Here is a 17,537-nt window from a genome sequence, read left to right as displayed (position 1 = left end):
TTTTGCAAAAAATTTAGGATTGATGATTGAAACCCACGCACATATTTACGATGAGCAGTTTGAGCCAGATCGTACCCAAATGCTTGAAAGAGCCCTGGCAACAGGCATTAAACAAATCTGGATGCCTAACTGCAACCATGAGACAATAGACGGCATGCTGGCCTTGGAGCAACAGTATCCCGGGTTATGTGTACCCATGATGGGCGTTCACCCCTGCTATATAAAAGAAGACTACGAGCAAGAACTGAACATTACCGAACAATGGCTGGCCAGAAGAAAGTTTGCCATGATAGGCGAAATAGGCATTGATTTCTACTGGGACTTGTCGTTTGTACCCCAACAAGAAGAAGCATTTATTGCCCAGCTGCGCCTGGCTCAGAAATATAGTTTACCTATTTGTATCCATTCGCGTAATTCGAAAAACGGAGATCTGAACGCCATTGTGCGTTGCATTGAACTGATTGAGCAATTTGGGTGGAGCGATTTGAGAGGAATTTTTCATTGTTTCTCTGGGAATCTGGAAGAAGCCCGCAGAGTAGTTAGCCTAAACTTTTTGTTAGGCATAGGCGGCGTTGCCACCTTTAAAAACGGGGGGATAGACAAAGTGTTGCCACACATAGGACTGGAGCATCTGGTACTGGAAACAGACTCGCCCTATCTGGCCCCTGTGCCGCACAGAGGCAAAAGAAACGAAGTGGCCTACCTGGCGTTGGTGGCCCAACGGATTGCCGAACTGAAGCAATTATCGTATAACGAAGTGGTTCATCAGACTACTGCCAATGCAATGAATTTAATAGAAAGAATTAAACCAGAGCCTTGAACCTGAAACTTGTTTTTACAGGATTACTTTTTGCCGCTTTGTGGGCTTCTGCCTCTGCCGCTGCCAAGCTTGGTCTCCGTTCGGCTGAGCCACTGGTGCTTTTTCAGGTTCGGTTTCTTGCCGCCGGCATTTTAATGCTGGCTTACTCTTTTGTGGTGCAAAAAGACAGGCTACCCAAGGGTAAAGAATGGCGTGAGTTAACCATTTTCGGCTTGCTGAATGTAACACTTTATCTGAGTTTTTTTGTGCTAGGCATTAAAGAAGTAGCTGCGGGTTTGGGCAGTTTGTCCACGGCAACCAATCCGTTGTTTATCAGTATTCTTTCTGCGTTCTGGATTGGCCGGCAGGTAAAATGGGCTGAATGGACGGCCGTACTTATGGGGCTGGCAGGTGTTGCTGTGGCTGCTTATCCCCTGTTTCAGAAAAGCTACGCTTCTCCTCTAGGCTTGTTTTATCTGTTTCTGAGTATGCTCTCTTACTCTGTTGGCACTATTTATTATTCAAACATAGACTGGAAACTTTCTCGGACGGCCATTAATGGCTGGCAGGTATTTATAGGGGGTATTGTCATGCTGCCACTTACTTTTTTAATGCATAAAGAGCCAAACCATTTCGACCTCAACTTTACTTTGTCGGTTCTTTGGCTCACCTTGCCGGTTTCTGTATTGGCAGTGCAACTATGGCTTTATCTACTTAAAGCAGACGCCGTAAAAGCATCTATGTTTTTGTTTCTCTGCCCTATTTTCGGCTTTATTTATTCTTACTTTCTTCTGAACGAGCCCATCACCTATCATACCTTTTTGGGTACAGCCCTTGTAATAGCCGGTTTATACATTGGGCAGAGAGAAAAAACTAAATAAGGTTATTGAAATGCCCTAAACTTGTGCTATTTACAATAGCCTAATTCCTCGCCTAATATCTCAAATGACCACCTTCTTTTGTCAATAAGGTAATTATTCTGTTTGTATGGCCAGTTTACACCGCCATCGGTACTGGCACGCAAATCATAACGCTGGCCAATTCTCAGCATATAAGTTTTGGCAACTCTTACATCTTTTGTAATCGTGGGCATATTAACCCATTGATTTTTGCCCGGTTCGCTAAACTGGGTTTTCATTTGAGACGGAATAGCGTTTTCATCGAGTTTCATGCCCTTTGGGCAGGTGATGTCAAACACAAGCTCTATAGCCTGCGGAACGGGTAAAGAACTCACATCCAGAACAAAGCTTTTGTTTTCGCAAATATTTAAACTGCCCGATTCGGCAATTGGTTTCTTGACGTCTCCTCCGTAAATATGATTGTGATTAAATAATCTAAGCCTGGCTTCTTCGGTTTCTTTTGGCAAATAATTGAATTGAAACGCGGCAGTATTGTTTAAGCTGATATAATATCCTGCAAAGGCAATACCTGTTTTGGCATTTACCAACTCGCAGTAATAATACAGGTCTACGTCTTTAAAATTACTTTTGATGGTAACCGTAGGCCCCTGTTTACAAAGCCAGCGCGGCCAACCGTTTATCCAATAGGCAGCATAACCTATTTCTGCAGTACATTCTAACTTACCCGTGCCTGTATTCCTGTTAATTACTGAACTTCCCTCTACTTTCCAGACACCTGTGTCAGGGTTATAGCTTATTAATGGTATAATATCTCCTGCTTTTATTGCGGCTTTTGTGTCAGGATTTATGGTAGCCGGGTTCAGTTCAAATGTAACGGCAATGGGTTTTGAAAACGAGCTGGCTACTTCTTGTGTGCCTGAACTTGCCTCTATAACCGCAAAACCTGCCATTGTAGAAAAGCTGAAAGCATCTGTTAAGCTAGTATTGTTTTTGTCTACCGGGTTTCGGGCCAGACCATCTTCTGGCAGATAGGAAGAACCGGAACGGTTATCAAAATGATAAACCACCAAATCGATATCTCCGGCTACGGCTTGCTTCTGCTTGTTCAGAAAAGCTGTACCCTCTTTTACGGTTACAACTACATTTTCCTGTTTAGTTACGTTCTCAGACTTTAATATTGCCAATTGGGTGGTTGCTCCGTTTTTACCGGCCACTAACTTAAACTGATTAGCAGATACCCCGGCAGGCGGACTTACCATACTAAAAAAACGAGGGTTAAAGAACTGATTACCGGCATCAGTAAAAGTAAACTCTTTAATGATTTTTGTATAGCCCTCTGCCTCAGCTACCACAGTAAATGAAACCGGCGATTGCGCTGACGGAGTAACATCAGGACTGACGGCCAGAAAAATAAGGCCTTCCTTATTTATTCTGAAGTTTTTTGTATTCAGGTTGGTAACTATCTTGTCGGCATCTTTACCGGCTATTGTAAGCCTGATGTCTTCAGGGAGTTTTCCGGTAGCGCTTGAAAACCTTATTTCAAGTTTAGACTTCTCAATCGGCTCTTTGAATAGCAACTGAAAGCCATCAAGCGGATTGTCGCAGGCACCCAGAACAAAACATTCAAGAAATATTGCAATCAGCAATCTATATGACATTTTAAGCTCCATAAAACGGCTATAAATGATTTTTTACTTTGGTAGAACTTTTAATCACTAAGCATGAGGGCCTATTATCCATTATTTGCTATTGAGAATGCCTTCATACGCATTGAATCAGTTAAGTCTGTATCGGAGACTAACTGAAAGCATCGGAAAATAACTATAATTTCTAACATTTTTCTCGATAAGGGCAATCTGGCTATCCAGGGTGGTAGACTCAAGAAAACCCTGAAACCCGGCTTTTATTTTAGGGCTGCCCATATAAAAACAACCTATATTAAAATTTACGCCTAGTTTCTTCTTTGGTACTGGTTTGCCAAAACCAATACCTGCATAAGGCATTAAATTACTCCATTTAATATCTAAATCTACCTGCCCGAAATCTTCTGAGGCGATTTCGACACCACCCAAAAGAAGCCCGGTTGGCGAAGTAACCCTGACAAAATACTTTTGCCTTACACAATAGCCCAGGCCTGCTCTAAAAAAGAATTTTTCTTTCTTAAACGGGTACCAGCTAAGCATACCGGTTAAAACGTTTCGATGTATATCCGGCTGAAAAAATACTGAAGACCCTTCCGGCAATTTCAGATCCAGCTCTCTTGTAAACCTGAAATAACTGAATCCGAGCTCGGCCAGTAAAACAACTTTTGAGGGAATCATTACTGATAGGTTCGTACCTGCGCCAAGGGTTGATACATTTAAACCTACAACCGCTTGCCTGAAAGTCTGAACAATTGAAGTATCTTTTTGTGCTCCCTGACAACAACAAGGAAGCAAGCCACAAAAAAACAGGAAGGTATTTAGAAGAAAAGTCTTCATGATTACTCACTTATAGTTCAATGCAATTAAATCTCTGTAAGCCAATCAGTATAAATATACTTAAAAACTACAAGCGAAAAACAGTCTGTTTTTTCATTGAACCCATAAATCAGAAAAATGCAAGAAGTACCTGTTTAGTTTATATGATTTAATATTAAAAAATTGTTTCCTGGCTTTTATGGGGCAAAAGACAAGGCAAAATATTTCTAATGCAACAAAAAAAGCCCGGAAACGAAACATTTTCCGGGCTTTCAATTTTTTTACAATTCTACTTCAATTCATAACTAACCGTAAACAAAAAAACCATAATCAGAATATCCACCATTGGCACCAGGCTTACTTTAAAAGCAAAGTCGTAGTTTCTTTTAACAAATGCTATCCAGGAAACCACCTGTGTGGAAACAATTAAAATGGGTAAAGCAACGAGCGTTCCGAAAATCAACCATGCCGATTGGCTTGTTCCTGCATTGAATACATAGGGCGACATGATGGCGCCAAATGCTGCAGGAATGAGAATCACCAGCATACAAATGTTGGCAATTAAACTGCAAGTTTTCATACGGGTTAGTATTTAAAGGGTAAGAGACTAACCAAATATAAAATACTTTTTGTACAAATGCGAGCTTATTAATAAAAAAAAGCACAAAACCGATGATTTTGTGCTTTATATTGTATTACTGACGAATTATTACTTCGCAATTTCCATACTTACCTCGCGGGCATTGATGGTTTTGCCTTGCATACCGTCTAATACTTTTTTTACGTCTTGCTGAGGAACCTCAACAAAACTGAATTTGTCATAAATATCAATTTGACCAATGGCACGGCCTGCAATGCGGGCTTCTGACGTAATGGCACCTACAATATGGTTAGGGGCTACGTTATCTTTACGGCCTACGCTGATAAACAAGCGAACCATGTCTGTTCTGCCTGAACCACGGCTACCCGGGTCCTGACGTCTGTCACGGGGTTCAAAACGGCGTTCGGTTCCACGTTGCTGGTCTCTTCCGCCAAATTCGCGGCGTCCGGCATCTCTGCTGCCAAAGCTGCCTCTTGCGTCTTTTCTTTCAAATCTCGCGTCCTGAGTCCTTGGTTCACGGTAGCTGTCAGAAAGTTGTGCATCAGAGAATTCGCTTTTTACGGCTCCAACCTGCATGTTAATCAAAGCGGCCATAATTTGTGCATCAGAATAGCCTTCTTCGCTCAATTCGCCTACTATATCTTCATAGAAATTGTCTACTCCGGCAAGAAGCGTTTCTCTTACCTGCTCAATGAACTTACGATGACGCGTCTTTACCAATTCATTGAATGTCGGTATTTTTCCTTGTTCAATTTTTACTTTAGTATAGTTTTCGATGTCACGCAGACGGTATTTATCACGGCCTGAAATAAGCATAAATGCTTTTCCGGTTTTACCGGCACGACCAGTACGGCCAATGCGGTGCACGTAATACTCAAGGTCTTGGGGTACATCAAAGTTAAAGACTGCATCTACACCAGAAACGTCAATACCACGAGCAGCTACGTCAGTAGCTACCAGTATCGTTGTTACACCCGCGCGGAATTTGCTCATAACCTGAGAACGCACCTGCTGGCGCATGTCTCCATGCAAACCCTCAGCGGCGTAGCCACGTACCTGCAAATCGCTCACGATTTCATCAACTTTAGATTTCGTGTTGGCAAACACAAGCATCAGTTTCAAATCATGCACATCTATCAGGCGGGTCATTACCTCCATTTTAGCTTCTTTACGTACAGCAAAGAAAAACTGCTCAATGTTGGCGTTTGAAACCTCTTTCTTCAATGTTTTAATAATTTCAGGATCTTTCTGAAAACGCTTGGTTATTGAAAGGATTTCGGGCGACATAGTAGCCGAAAACAACAGGGTTTGTCTTTCAGTCGGAGAAAAAGACAAGATTTTTTCAATATCTTCACGGAAACCCATATTAAGCATTTCATCGGCTTCATCAAGAATAGCCAGCTTAATATCGCTCAACACAAGTGTTTTGCGTTCAATGTGGTCCATAATACGGCCGGGCGTACCTACCACAATCTGAGAACCTTTTTTCAAGGCAAGGAATTGGCGCTCGTATGACTCACCACCATAAATCGCAGCTACGTTCAAGCCTTTTTTGTACTTGGCCAGTTTTTGAATCTGCTCTTTTACCTGCAGTGCCAACTCACGCGTAGGGCACATAATTAAAACCTGTGTGCTTCTGTCTGTTTCGTCAACTGCTTCTATGGCCGGTATACCAAAGGCTGCAGTTTTACCTGTACCTGTTTGCGCCTGGCCAATTACGTCGCCACCACGCATTACAACCGGAATAGCTGCTGACTGGATAGGGGTAGCGTACTCAAAACCTAATTCTTCAATCGCACGAAGAACATACTCCGAAAGCGGAAGCTCGGAAAATTTTACTGATTCCATTAAGGATAAAATGTTTTTTTAGTCGGAACCTACACTGCCGTTCTCACGCAAAACCGTGAATTGCCCCGAATGCCGAAAAATAATAAAGCGAACGATGAGAACCATCCGTTGCCTGCTCTGAAAGGAATTTGAAAGAAAGAGAAACTCTTTGTGTCGAAATTATATTTACGCAGAGGCCCAATCGGATGTGCCTTTTATAAAACTTTTGCAAAACTAATACTAACCATCCTATTTTGCAAGCATTGAGCCAAAATAATTGTATTTTTTCTAGAATAGTGACTTTCACTCCGCCTGAAAATCACTATTCCAATATCTAATATTATTAATCTAATTAATTGAGTTTTGTTATGGCCTGATAAACCAGCACTTTGAATTTATCTCCTAAATCGGCATAGCTGTTGGGTACCTTCTGTGTCATGATTAACCCGATAACCCCTTCTTTGGGGTCTACCCAATAAGTAGTGCCATAATACCCGCCCCAATCATAAGTACCCACCGATGGTGGAACCCTGGCAGCCTCTTTTTCGGTAGTTATGGCAAAGCCCAGACCAAACTTTTTGTAACCCAGATTAATATCACCTATCTGGTTCTGGGTCATCATTCTGATAGTAACCGGGCTCAATAGCTGTACGCCGTTATACTTACCCCCATTAAGTACCATCTGCAGAAAAACTGCGAAGTCAGTAACGGTAGATACCAGCCCACCGCCTCCGGAATGATATGTACCCTTAGCTTTTGAATACTCGCCTACATTGGCAGGCGCTTTTATTACTTTTTTCTCTTTGTTTTCGGTATTTAATGTGGCAAGCCTGTTAAATTTTGACTCAGGCAAATAAAAATAGGTGTCGTTCATGCCCAGCGGTTTGAATATCCGCATACGCAGAAACTCATCAAAACTTACCCCAGAAACCACTTCTACCAGATACCCCAGCACATCTGTATTAAGGCCGTACGTAAATTTTTCGCCCGGGTTATGTGCCAAAGGAAGCTTTGCCAACCTGTTGATAGCGTCTTTCAGGGTATTAAACGGGGTATCAACACCGCTTGGGATATTATTTTTGGCATAAATTGCCACAGCTTCTTTTGAGCCTATCATCGGATACCCGATGCCGGAGGTATGTGTCAATAAATCACGTATAGTAATTTCTCTCCTGGCAGGTGTTGTGGTATAGCTACTGTCTTTTTCATTGAACTTATCAAGTACAACCGGATTTTTGAACGACGGTATATATTTAGAGATGGGGTCATCGAGCAAGAACTTACCTTCTTCAAACAACATCATTACCGCTACGCTGGTAATTGCCTTGGTTTGAGAGGCAATACGGAAAATTGCATTTTTGTCCATTGCTTTTTTGGTGCTGATGTCGTCATATCCGTACGCTTTATGATAAACGGTTTTACCGTTACGCGCAACCAGTACCACAACACCGGCCATATAAGACTTATCTACATACTCGTTAATCACTTTGTCCATACGCTGTAATCTGACAGTACTCATGCCCTGGCTTTCTGGTATGCCCGGGGTTAATGTCTGCGAAAAAACCAATTGATTAAACAGCGCCAGCAATGCTAAAGAGCAGAAATATTTCATGTTGATAGAGGGTTTAAATAGATAATGTTTGTTCATACGCTTAGAAAAACAAATATAAAATTTCCTGCTGATTATTGTGCATGGGTAAGGTTCATTTTACACAGGCATTATATTACAGCAGGCCTGAAATTATTCAGCGAAATTGCCTTACATTTGAGTTATATATGTAAACCGATATGATTCACAAGTCTTTTTTTGAAACCGACCCAAAACGGCGCAAAGTTTTCTTTCAGCAGTGGTTACCCGAGCAGCAGGCCGACGGCATAATAGCTCTTGTACATGGTTTGGGAGAACACAGCGGCCGTTACGAACACGTGGCTGAATTCTTTACGGCGCATAATTACGGTGTAATAGCCGTTGATACATACGGGCACGGCCAAACCACCGGCAAAAGAGGCCATGCAGAATCAATGGAAGCATACATGCAGCAAATTGAGCGTTTACTGACGCTGGCCACACAAACAGTACCTCAAAGACCTGTATTTCTTTATGGCCATAGTATGGGCGGAACCCTCGTGCTCAACTATCTGTTCAGATATCATCCATCTATTGCGGGTGTTATTGCTACTTCGCCTGCGGTTAGGCCGGGTTTTGCTCCGCCCAAACTCCTGCTGGCAATCGGGCGTTTGGCCCGCATGGTAGCACCTTCATTCACTCAATCCAATTCACTTGATTTAAACTACCTATCGCATGACCCCGGTGTTATGGCAGCGTATAAAGCCGACCCACTGGTGCATAATCAGGTTTCGGGTGTGGTAGGTCTTGGATTAATAGAATGGGGCGAATGGCTGTTGGGCAACGCCAGAGCTACCCCTGCCCCCCTGCTGTTGATACATGGCACTGAAGACAGGCTGACCAGCTACAGCGCAACCAAAGAACTGGCATCGAAACTCTCGGGCGATGTTACCTTTAAAAGCTATGATAAACTGTACCATGAACTGCATAATGAATTTGAAAAATATGACATACTGAACGACCTCTTCAACTGGATAAAAGCGCGTTCATAAGTCAATATACCCTATTAATAGTTGGCATAATTTTTCAACAATTAAACGTATATCAAACAAAACAGGTTAATCTATTTATTCAATAAATGAAACTTTCTATTAGTTGCCAGCTTGATTATGAAACAGAGCAGAACACCCCGCTTATTCTGATGCTTAGGCCACGCAGTGGCTCAGGTCAATGGATAATCAAGGAAGAATATCTGTTGCAGCCCTCTGTACCTGTAATTGAATATACAGACCTTTATGGCAACCTTTGCCAGAGAATATTTACACCAGATTCTAATTTTACCATTCGCACGTCGGCCATTGTAGAAGTAGCCGATTTTATTGACGTAGATTTTAATGCTAATTATGTTCCGGTGCAGTTATTGCCGGATGAAACACTGATTTACCTTTTACCAAGCCGCTATTGCGAGTCAGACAAAATGGGGCAAATGGCCGCATCAATTGTGCAAAATCAGGTAACCGGATACCAGCAGGCAGAGGCTATCAGACAATGGATAAACGAAAACATCAGGTATGAATATGGCCATAGCAATGCCTCTACCTCAGCCCAAAATACTGCCGAAACCCGCATAGGGGTTTGCAGAGACTTCTCTCATCTGGGCATTGCGCTTTGCCGCAGCCTGAATATCCCGGCACGCCTGGTGGTAGGCTATTTGTACGAGCTTAAACCTATGGATCTGCATGCCTGGTTTGAGGCCTACCTGGGGGGCAGGTGGTACACATTTGATGCCACACAAACCCAACCAAGAGGCAAAAGAGTGGTGTTAGCCTATGGCCGTGATGCCGCCGACGTGGCCATGGCCACACAGTTTGGCAGCATGGAACTAACCCAGATGCAGGTATCGGTTGAGCCTGCCTGAGAATTTGATTTTTAAACACCCATTAAATGTCTCAATTTAATATTTACAGTTCATCGGCAGGTTCCGGAAAAACCTTTACGCTCACCAAAGAATATCTTAAACTGGTGCTGGGCACCGAACGCCCTTTCTATTTTAAGCAGATATTAGCCATTACTTTTACGAACGATGCTGCAACAGAAATGAAAGACCGTATTCTGGATGCACTGAAAGAAATAGGCAATGAAGAACGATTGGCTGAGGGTGCCAGATACTGGCCGATGTTCAGAATGATTGTAGAAGAGACCGGCTTGCCTGAAGACGTAATACAAAAAAGAGCCAATACTGTTTTCAGGAATATTATTCAGGAATATTCTGATTTTGCTGTCAAAACCATCGATAGTTTCGTCAACCAACTGGTAAATGCCTTTACAGAAGAATTAGGCCTGCCCTACAACTACGAAATTGTACTGGATACCGACCGGGTAATGACCGAAGCAGCTGAACGCCTGATTGAAAAAGCAGGAAATGAAGAACACAGGGAGATTAGTGCGATTCTGGAAAACTTCATAAAAGATAAAGTTGGTGACGGGCAAAGCTGGAACTTTGTAACAGACGAGCTGGCCAAATTCGGCAATCACCTCATTAATGACCAGTATTACCCTTTACTGGTAAAACTGGACGGACTTGAAAGCGCCGATTTCAACGAAATTTCAACTAATATTCATAATTATCTGAAATGGTTTGAGGACACCATCAGAGAATTGGCAATCAAGGCTATCCAACTGATAGAAGCACAGGGACTTTCTGTTGACGATTTTACACAGAAAGGTAAAGGGATAGGCGGATATTTTTATAATATGCGCGACGACTTTGCCAATGAATATTATACCAAAAAAGAAGGGTCACCCAATAGTTATCATTGGGCAGCTGTAAGAGACGACAAATGGTATAGCGCCAAAGGCACCCCCAAACCCACGCAGGCGGCTATTGACGGCATCAAAGAAGATTTAAGAAGCATCTTCTTCGAAATGCAGGATTTCAAAGATAATCATCTGAAAAAATACACGCTTTACAGCGTGCTTCGCCCCAATCTCAGAAAGCTGTCGCTTCTGAAAAAAATGAAAGATGAGTTTGACGAGGTTTTAACTGAGAAAAATCAGGTTTTTATAGCCGAGTTTAACCGGAAGATTCTTAGCATCATTCTGTCAGAGCCTGTTCCTTTTATTTATGAGCGCATTGGTGAAAAATACCTGCACCTGCTGATTGATGAGTTTCAGGATACCTCAGATATGCAATTCTATAACCTGCTGCCACTTATTGAAAACTCATTGGCAGGTAATCATTTTAATCTGGTGGTGGGCGATGCCAAGCAGGCTATTTATCGCTGGCGCGGTGGTAAGATGGAACTGATTGTGCATTTGTTTAAAGGCAATATAAATGCATTGGTGCAGAATTCGCTGATACAGAAACATCAGGCTGAACAATTTATGTCTATTGGTAATTTCCTTACGCCTAAGGCGCTTAATACCAATTTCAGAAGCGCACAGGAAGTAATTGATTTCAATAACCGGTTTTTTGAAGCCTCGCTTGAAAGATACTCAGCCGAGTTTCAGTTTTTGCCCAGTGTGTATGAAGATTTCAGACAAGAGAAACCCACAAGCTCGCCAAATGGCGGGCATATACAAATTGAATTTCTTGATTACGACAAAGAAGGAGCAGTTATGCTTAACCGGGTGCTTGGGCTGGTTGAGCAGGTACAACAGCAAGGGTATCGCGCGGGTGATATAGCCATTTTATGCCGCCGTAACCGTGAGTCATCTGCTGTGGCTGACTTTCTGACACAAGCCGGGTACCCGATTATCTCGCGTGACTCGCTTCTGCTTAAAAATTCACCCTATGTGCGTTTACTGATTGCTTTTATGAGGGTAATCAATCAGCCCAATAATCGATTGGCAAAATCTGAAGCGGCGTATTTGTTTTACCAGACTATTCTGAACCAGATGCCGGACAGCGAAGCCACTTCTGAAATAAAGAACCTGGCTGAAACCAGCGACTCTACGGCCTTTTATGAAATCTTCAGCCGTTACGGTTATAAGCTCGACCCTGCTAATATGATAAAAGCCGGAATCTATGAGCTTACTGAAAAGATTATTGATGCTTTTGATTTATTCAACCGTTCGCATCAGAAAAACTACCTGTTCAGGTTTTTAGATGTGGTACTAAACTACAGCCTGAAAGAAAGCAATCACTTGCAGGATTTTCTGGTTTACTGGCAGGACAAAAAAGATAGTTCGGCGCTCTCTGTTAAATCACCGGCCGAAGAAAATGCCATTACCATCACAACCATTCACCGTTCCAAAGGGCTGGAATACCCGGTTGTAATTATCCCCTATGCGCAATGGTCCATGCGCCCGCAAAACCAGGCAGAGATATGGGCCGACTTAGAAACCCTTGAATACGAAGAACTATGGCATAAATCAGAGACGCAAAACGTAAAACTGATGTCGGCACCTGTTAAATTCAGCGAAAAACTGAAAATGACTGAACTGACAGAACAATATAATCAGGAGATGCAGGCCACTTTTCTTGAAAACCTGAATATGCTGTATGTAGCTTTTACCCGAGCGGCACATCAGTTATACGTTATCTCTCAGAAAAACTTTCAGGGAAAAATACAGGGTGTCGGAGAACTCGTAAAAGATTTTTTGCAGGTAAAAGGTGTATTTGATGCCGATTTGAACTTCTATGAAATCAACAAAGGTACTTTTATAAAAAAGCATGATAAAAAGCCTGCCGACAATAACACATTAGTACTGAAAAAAATAATCAGCGAAGACCGTAGCGACCGGCTCCGGTTAAGACGGTTATCAGAAAAGATTTTTGATACCGAAACACTTGACAAAACCAAAGACAGACACAATAAGGTGCGGTCTGCACTTGCCAAAGTAAAAAGCAAAAATGATATACCCAATGCGCTAAGAGAGTTAGGGTTTGAAGGGGTTATCAGCCTGAATGAATACAATTCGATTGAGAGTTCACTTCATAAAATAATGAATTTACCGCTGTTGGCGCCTCTTTTTGAAGAGGGATTAACAGTTGAAAACGAAAGAGAAATTTTATTACCCAATGGTGATATTAAACGCGCCGACCGTGTGGTTTTTATTGATACTAAAGTATTTGTTATCAGCTATAAAACCTACGGCAGCCATGAGCCCGCCAGAATAGAGAAAGACAGCAAAGATATCAGCTATCTGGGCAGGTTATATCAGCAAATGGGTTATCTTAACCCAAGCCTGCTGTTAGTATATCTCGAGTCGGCAGAGGTATTACCTGTACCATTGTAATGGCAGATACCTGCCGGCAAATTGGGTAAATCAGGCCCCAAACAGGTTCTGGTTTATAAACTCATTTCTGAATTTCTCATCCGGGTCATAATGTGCCATCAGTTTTTTAAAGTCTGCCAGCCTGGCAATGCGCGATTGTAAGACTTCAGGAGATAAAGTAAACAATTTGCCCCAGTGCGGCCTTGCGTTAAAAGGTGCCAGTTGTTGCTCTATTAAGGGTAAAAGACCCATAACGGCCTCTATTTCCTGTTTCCAGGTAAAATGGAAAATAGCACAAGCCTGGTTATAACCCGGGCTTAGCCACAAATTGTCAGCAGCCATGGTACGAATCTCAGAAATAAACAAGTGCGGGGTTAATTGCTCATGCAGTTTTTCAATCGCCATCATGGCCTCATAACCATACTGTAGAGGTACAAAGTATTCGGCCTGCAGTTCTTTTCCGCTGCTGGGTGTAAAACCCATTCTGAAATGAGGCATGCGCTCATACCAGGGGCCCTTTACCCCCATTTGTTCAGTACAATTTTCAGCAGAAAGGTCTTCCAGAGGGTGTATATTTTTTACAGATGCCCTGGCACCATAAAATTCGGGTTCAATTTTTACATCCTCATGTGCTTCGCAGCGGCTTTTAATCCAAACCTGATTAATGTTTTTGTTGCGCCAGTCGGTAAACAGGCTAACGCTGTATCCGCTCGCCATAATGGTCTCAAAATCCTTTCCCAGCACGGCCATAGGCAGGTTTTTGTAAACCAATTGTTTCATGCTGAAAGAAGGCTGCAATTGCAATGTAAGTTTGGTTACTACCCCCAATGCCCCTAAATTTACAATGGCGCCGTTAAAAGCCTCATCTGTTTCTTTTGAAAGATTAACTACATTTCCACGTCCGTCAATAAATTCTATGCCTGTAACAGACGTAGCCAGGTTACCGTTATTCAAACCAGATCCATGTGTTGCCGTTGCACAGGCACCTGCTACTGAAATATGTGGCAACGAGGCCAGATTAAATAAAGCAAATCCGTTGTCATCAAGGTATTTACACAAGTCGCCGTATTTTATTCCGCCCTCAACGGTTACGGTTGCATCTGCCTTATCTAAAGCCAGTATTTTGTTCAGCCCTGCTGAAGACACCTGATTTTCGTCACTATCAGCAATCGCATTAAAAGAATGCCTCGACCCCAAAACTCTCAGGTACTGTTGGGTATTTACAACTTTCTGCACTTCTTTTATAGTAGCGGGGTTGTGCAGGTTATCGGTGCTGTAAGTTAAATTACCTGCCCAGTTAGTTCTGGCGTCGGCGTCCCGGCAGGCACTTAATTGTGTAATAACACTACCTGCTACCAGAGCCGAAGAGGTTTTCAGAAAGGTTCTTTTGTTCATAAAAAAGGGTATTGTACCGGCTGAATAAGCTTTACCGTCTTTAGGTGAAAGTTACCTAATTGCTGGGCAAATACAAACAAAAACCGCTGATAATTAATATAGTAAGCCCCCTGCCATAATGATTATAAGTATCAATTTCTATACCCGCCAATAAGCCAGACCACCAGTTCATGGACACCGCAACTCACAACTATAAACGGCAGGCATTCTTTTTATTAAATTTCAGTAAAGAACCTTGTATATTTCTATGTAAATATCAAATAATCAGTACATTTGTTTAGTCCTCACTTACAATTACTCGTTTTATGAGAAAGTCCATCGTCTACTGCAGTGTTATCATATCCATGTTTGGTTGCCGGTCAGAAAACTCAGACAATCAATTGGCCGATAGTTCTATTGCTTACCCTGATAGCGTAACTATTGCCAGACCTATGGCAGATACCTTATGCTTTGAAGAATTAGTTGGAAAAGACGTAACAACCGTGAGGTTGATTATTGATGGCAATAGCGTAAACGGAAACATGGAATGGCTACCCTGGGAAAAAGACCGAGCCAGAGGCACCCTGAAAGGCCAGAAAAATGGCAACGAAATAATTGCTGACTACGACTACATGATTGAAGGCGCAAACCAGTTGGAAGAGAAAATTTTTGTTATTGATGGCGACAAACTACTGATAAAAAGCGGAGAACTGAAGGAGAAAAATGGCAAACTGGTAATGAAAGACCCAACCAAAGCCAGAATTGGCCAAACGCTTACTAAAAAAGCCTGTCAATAAAAAAGGGGTTGTTAAACCCCTGTAAATATCATCCAAACAAATCACTGCTTAGGTAGCGGTCGCCTCTGTCGCAACAAATAAATACAATCGTGCCGTTATCCAGTTCATTAGCCAGCTTTATGGCCGCTGAGGCTGCGCCGCCACTACTCATGCCTGCAAAAATCCCTTCGGTTTTGGCTAGTTTTCGGGCCATATCAGTTGCTTCGGCTTCTGATATATCCATGACTCTGTCAACACGTTTAGGGTCAAATATCTTGGGCAGATACGCCTCCGGCCATCTTCTGATACCCGGTATCGAAGAGTTTTCTGTAGGCTGGCAGCCCACAATCTGAATATCGGGGTTTACTTCTTTCAAGAACATTGAAGTACCCATTATAGTACCCGTAGTACCCATAGAACTCACAAAATGGGTGATTGTCTGCTCAGTGTCGCGCCATATCTCCGGCCCTGTGGTTTTGTAATGCGCCAGATAATTGTCTGGGTTTGCAAACTGATTCAGCATCAGATACTGCCCCGTAGCAGCCTGGCTCTCGGCGTAGTCGCGGCATTTTTCTATGTTTTCAAGCAAAATTACTTTGGCGCCAAAGGCCTCCATGGTCAAGGTTCGCTCACGGGTAGAATTAGACGGCATCACCAGTTCAATCTCCAGGTCATACAACCGGGCTATCATGGCCAGCGCAATTCCGGTATTACCACTGGTAGCCTCAATAAGTTTCATACCCGGTTTAATATCGCCTCTTTCTACTGCACTTCTAATCATGTTTAAAGCAGGCCTGTCTTTTACGCTACCTGCCGGGTTGTTACCCTCAAGCTTGCCGTAAATCTTTACATTTGGGTTAGGGTTCAGTTTTTTTAATTCTACTAATGGGGTATTCCCTACCAGATCTATAATGCTTGCCATTTCAAAAACTTTAGTGTGCAGGTATGTTGTACTTATTGATTTTAATGTAGCTATACTTAAACTGTTTCGCGTTCTACTACCCTTATTTCAGGTTTATGATATACGGTTGAGTAAGCAGGCACAGTTTTGGTAAGCCATACGTTACCGCCTATAATTGAATGTTTGCCTATAACGGTGCTTCCGCCCAGGATAGTGGCCCCTGAGTAAATAACCACGTGGTCTTCAACGGTAGGGTGCCGCTTGGTGTTAATCATTGATTTATCGACACTCAATGCGCCCAAAGTAACACCCTGATACAACTTTACATGCTTGCCAATAATACTTGTTTCGCCTATAACCACACCAGTACCGTGGTCTATAAAGAAATGCGCATCAATCCGGGCACCCGGGTGAATATCAATCCCGGTCTTCGAGTGCGCATATTCTGTCAGTATTCGCGGCAACAGTGGTATGTCCAATAAATACAACTGATGCGCCAGCCTGTAAAAAGAAATAGCATAAAAGCCCGGATAGGCACGCACTACTTCAAACTCGCTTTTAGCAGCCGGGTCTCCTTCCAGAATAGCCTGAATATCGGTTTTGAGGGTTTCATATATCTGCGGAATACTCTCAAAAAACTGCTGAGCCCTCCATTCAGGGTTGCAATCTTTGCATTGATACGTTGACAGCAGAATGTTCCGTAGTTCTAGTTCAAGATTTTTAAATTGTATTTCAATTTCTTCTTCCGACCTGAAATACTCTTTGGTTTGCTCAGGAAAAAGCAGCCGGATTATCCGTAAGGCCCAGGCGGCAATATCTTTGGTTGGCGCTACCGGTTCAGTATTGCGGTGCTTGTCAAATATATGTTGAAGGAAAAACTTGTTCATATACAAGGGTTAAAAACCTGATTGATAGATTTATGAGTATCTGCATAACACCCAAATTATGGCTGCTGTTCCTGATACTAACGAAATTGGCAAAAAAAGCTTGAAAGTAAAAATAGGTTTTTTTTTGATAATACGATGAAATATAACTTTCTGACTACGGTAGCCTGCACATAAAAGGCAGTTTTCTGCCAATATGGCAGACTACGCCACGTTTATTGACGGTTGGAATACTAATTGTTATTGACACAACATTGGTTTAAAAACAA

The 17,537-nt window shown here is 42.5% G+C and carries 14 protein-coding genes; 6 read left to right on the top strand and 8 right to left on the bottom strand.

Translation table 11 applies throughout. The features are described from left to right. Positions 1 to 22: 22 nt before the first annotated feature. Entirely contained in the window at positions 23 to 820 is a 798-nt protein-coding gene (locus tag MB380_RS06245) for a TatD family hydrolase (RefSeq protein ID WP_253533934.1), read from the top strand. Next, positions 817 to 1,680: a DMT family transporter gene (locus MB380_RS06240; RefSeq protein WP_253533933.1), complete on the top strand. Its 864-nt coding sequence runs from the start codon at positions 817 to 819 to the stop codon at positions 1,678 to 1,680. Before MB380_RS06245 ends, MB380_RS06240 begins: the two co-directional genes overlap by 4 nt. Positions 1,681 to 1,706: 26 nt before the next feature. On the opposite strand, the gene MB380_RS06235 is transcribed toward MB380_RS06240, so the two are convergent. From MB380_RS06235 to MB380_RS06215, 5 genes are all read right to left on the bottom strand, one after another. Next, positions 1,707 to 3,305: a hypothetical protein gene (locus MB380_RS06235; protein WP_253533932.1), complete on the bottom strand. Its 1,599-nt coding sequence runs from the start codon at positions 3,303 to 3,305 to the stop codon at positions 1,707 to 1,709. 129 nt (positions 3,306 to 3,434) lie between these two features. Next, a complete protein-coding gene (locus MB380_RS06230; RefSeq protein ID WP_253533931.1) occupies positions 3,435 to 4,139 on the bottom strand; it encodes a hypothetical protein in 705 nt (234 codons plus the stop codon). 268 nt (positions 4,140 to 4,407) lie between these two features. Beyond that, a complete protein-coding gene (locus MB380_RS06225; protein ID WP_101725368.1) occupies positions 4,408 to 4,698 on the bottom strand; it encodes a hypothetical protein in 291 nt (96 codons plus the stop codon). 129 nt (positions 4,699 to 4,827) lie between these two features. Then, positions 4,828 to 6,567 (bottom strand): DEAD/DEAH box helicase, encoded by a 1,740-nt coding sequence (locus MB380_RS06220; RefSeq protein WP_253533930.1) that lies wholly within the window; start codon positions 6,565 to 6,567, stop codon positions 4,828 to 4,830. A 331-nt stretch (positions 6,568 to 6,898) separates the two neighbouring features. Further along, entirely contained in the window at positions 6,899 to 8,158 is a 1,260-nt protein-coding gene (locus MB380_RS06215) for a serine hydrolase (protein ID WP_253533929.1), read from the bottom strand. A 176-nt stretch (positions 8,159 to 8,334) separates the two neighbouring features. On the opposite strand from MB380_RS06215, the gene MB380_RS06210 reads away from it, so the two are divergent. The 3 genes from MB380_RS06210 (at position 8,335) to MB380_RS06200 (ending at position 13,354) form a co-directional block, all read left to right on the top strand. After that, complete coding sequence (locus MB380_RS06210; protein WP_253533928.1) at positions 8,335 to 9,165, top strand: alpha/beta hydrolase; 831 nt, start codon at positions 8,335 to 8,337, stop codon at positions 9,163 to 9,165. An 86-nt stretch (positions 9,166 to 9,251) separates the two neighbouring features. After that, entirely contained in the window at positions 9,252 to 10,031 is a 780-nt protein-coding gene (locus tag MB380_RS06205) for a transglutaminase family protein (protein ID WP_253533927.1), read from the top strand. 26 nt (positions 10,032 to 10,057) lie between these two features. Continuing rightward, the gene (locus MB380_RS06200) at positions 10,058 to 13,354 is read left to right on the top strand and encodes an exodeoxyribonuclease V subunit beta (protein ID WP_253533926.1); all 3,297 of its coding nucleotides are present in this window, start codon (positions 10,058 to 10,060) and stop codon (positions 13,352 to 13,354) included. A gap of 30 nt (positions 13,355 to 13,384) precedes the next feature. Here the strand turns inward: MB380_RS06200 and MB380_RS06195 are convergent, their stop codons facing one another. After that, the gene (locus MB380_RS06195) at positions 13,385 to 14,728 is read right to left on the bottom strand and encodes an FAD-binding protein (protein WP_253533925.1); all 1,344 of its coding nucleotides are present in this window, start codon (positions 14,726 to 14,728) and stop codon (positions 13,385 to 13,387) included. 305 nt (positions 14,729 to 15,033) lie between these two features. Between MB380_RS06195 and MB380_RS06190 the strand changes: the two genes are divergently transcribed. Next, a complete protein-coding gene (locus MB380_RS06190) occupies positions 15,034 to 15,504 on the top strand; it encodes a hypothetical protein (RefSeq protein WP_253533924.1) in 471 nt (156 codons plus the stop codon). Between the two features lie 28 nt (positions 15,505 to 15,532). Here the strand turns inward: MB380_RS06190 and cysM are convergent, their stop codons facing one another. Both cysM and epsC read right to left on the bottom strand, forming a co-directional pair. After that, positions 15,533 to 16,405: a cysteine synthase CysM gene (gene cysM / locus MB380_RS06185; RefSeq protein WP_253533923.1), complete on the bottom strand. Its 873-nt coding sequence runs from the start codon at positions 16,403 to 16,405 to the stop codon at positions 15,533 to 15,535. A 56-nt stretch (positions 16,406 to 16,461) separates the two neighbouring features. Beyond that, on the bottom strand, positions 16,462 to 17,271 hold the full coding sequence (epsC, locus tag MB380_RS06180) for a serine O-acetyltransferase EpsC (protein WP_253533922.1): 810 nt from the start codon (positions 17,269 to 17,271) through the stop codon (positions 16,462 to 16,464). Positions 17,272 to 17,537: the final 266 nt, after the last annotated feature.

The sequence above is a fragment of the Emticicia sp. 21SJ11W-3 genome, assembly GCF_024138715.1.
Classification (GTDB): domain Bacteria; phylum Bacteroidota; class Bacteroidia; order Cytophagales; family Spirosomataceae; genus Emticicia; species Emticicia fluvialis.
The sequence above is the reverse complement of the archived record's forward strand: the minus strand, read 5'-3'. Positions and strand labels throughout refer to the sequence as shown.

Coding starts and splice junctions, on each gene's coding strand:
- MB380_RS06245 (WP_253533934.1), top strand. CDS start 23: ATGATTGAAACCCACGCACATATTTACGATGAGCAGTTTGAGCCAGAT.
- MB380_RS06205 (WP_253533927.1), top strand. CDS start 9,252: ATGAAACTTTCTATTAGTTGCCAGCTTGATTATGAAACAGAGCAGAAC.
- MB380_RS06225 (WP_101725368.1), bottom strand. CDS start 4,698: ATGAAAACTTGCAGTTTAATTGCCAACATTTGTATGCTGGTGATTCTC.
- MB380_RS06210 (WP_253533928.1), top strand. CDS start 8,335: ATGATTCACAAGTCTTTTTTTGAAACCGACCCAAAACGGCGCAAAGTT.
- cysM (WP_253533923.1), bottom strand. CDS start 16,405: ATGGCAAGCATTATAGATCTGGTAGGGAATACCCCATTAGTAGAATTA.
- epsC (WP_253533922.1), bottom strand. CDS start 17,271: ATGAACAAGTTTTTCCTTCAACATATATTTGACAAGCACCGCAATACT.
- MB380_RS06220 (WP_253533930.1), bottom strand. CDS start 6,567: ATGGAATCAGTAAAATTTTCCGAGCTTCCGCTTTCGGAGTATGTTCTT.
- MB380_RS06215 (WP_253533929.1), bottom strand. CDS start 8,158: ATGAAATATTTCTGCTCTTTAGCATTGCTGGCGCTGTTTAATCAATTG.
- MB380_RS06195 (WP_253533925.1), bottom strand. CDS start 14,728: ATGAACAAAAGAACCTTTCTGAAAACCTCTTCGGCTCTGGTAGCAGGT.
- MB380_RS06190 (WP_253533924.1), top strand. CDS start 15,034: ATGAGAAAGTCCATCGTCTACTGCAGTGTTATCATATCCATGTTTGGT.
- MB380_RS06230 (WP_253533931.1), bottom strand. CDS start 4,139: ATGAAGACTTTTCTTCTAAATACCTTCCTGTTTTTTTGTGGCTTGCTT.
- MB380_RS06200 (WP_253533926.1), top strand. CDS start 10,058: ATGTCTCAATTTAATATTTACAGTTCATCGGCAGGTTCCGGAAAAACC.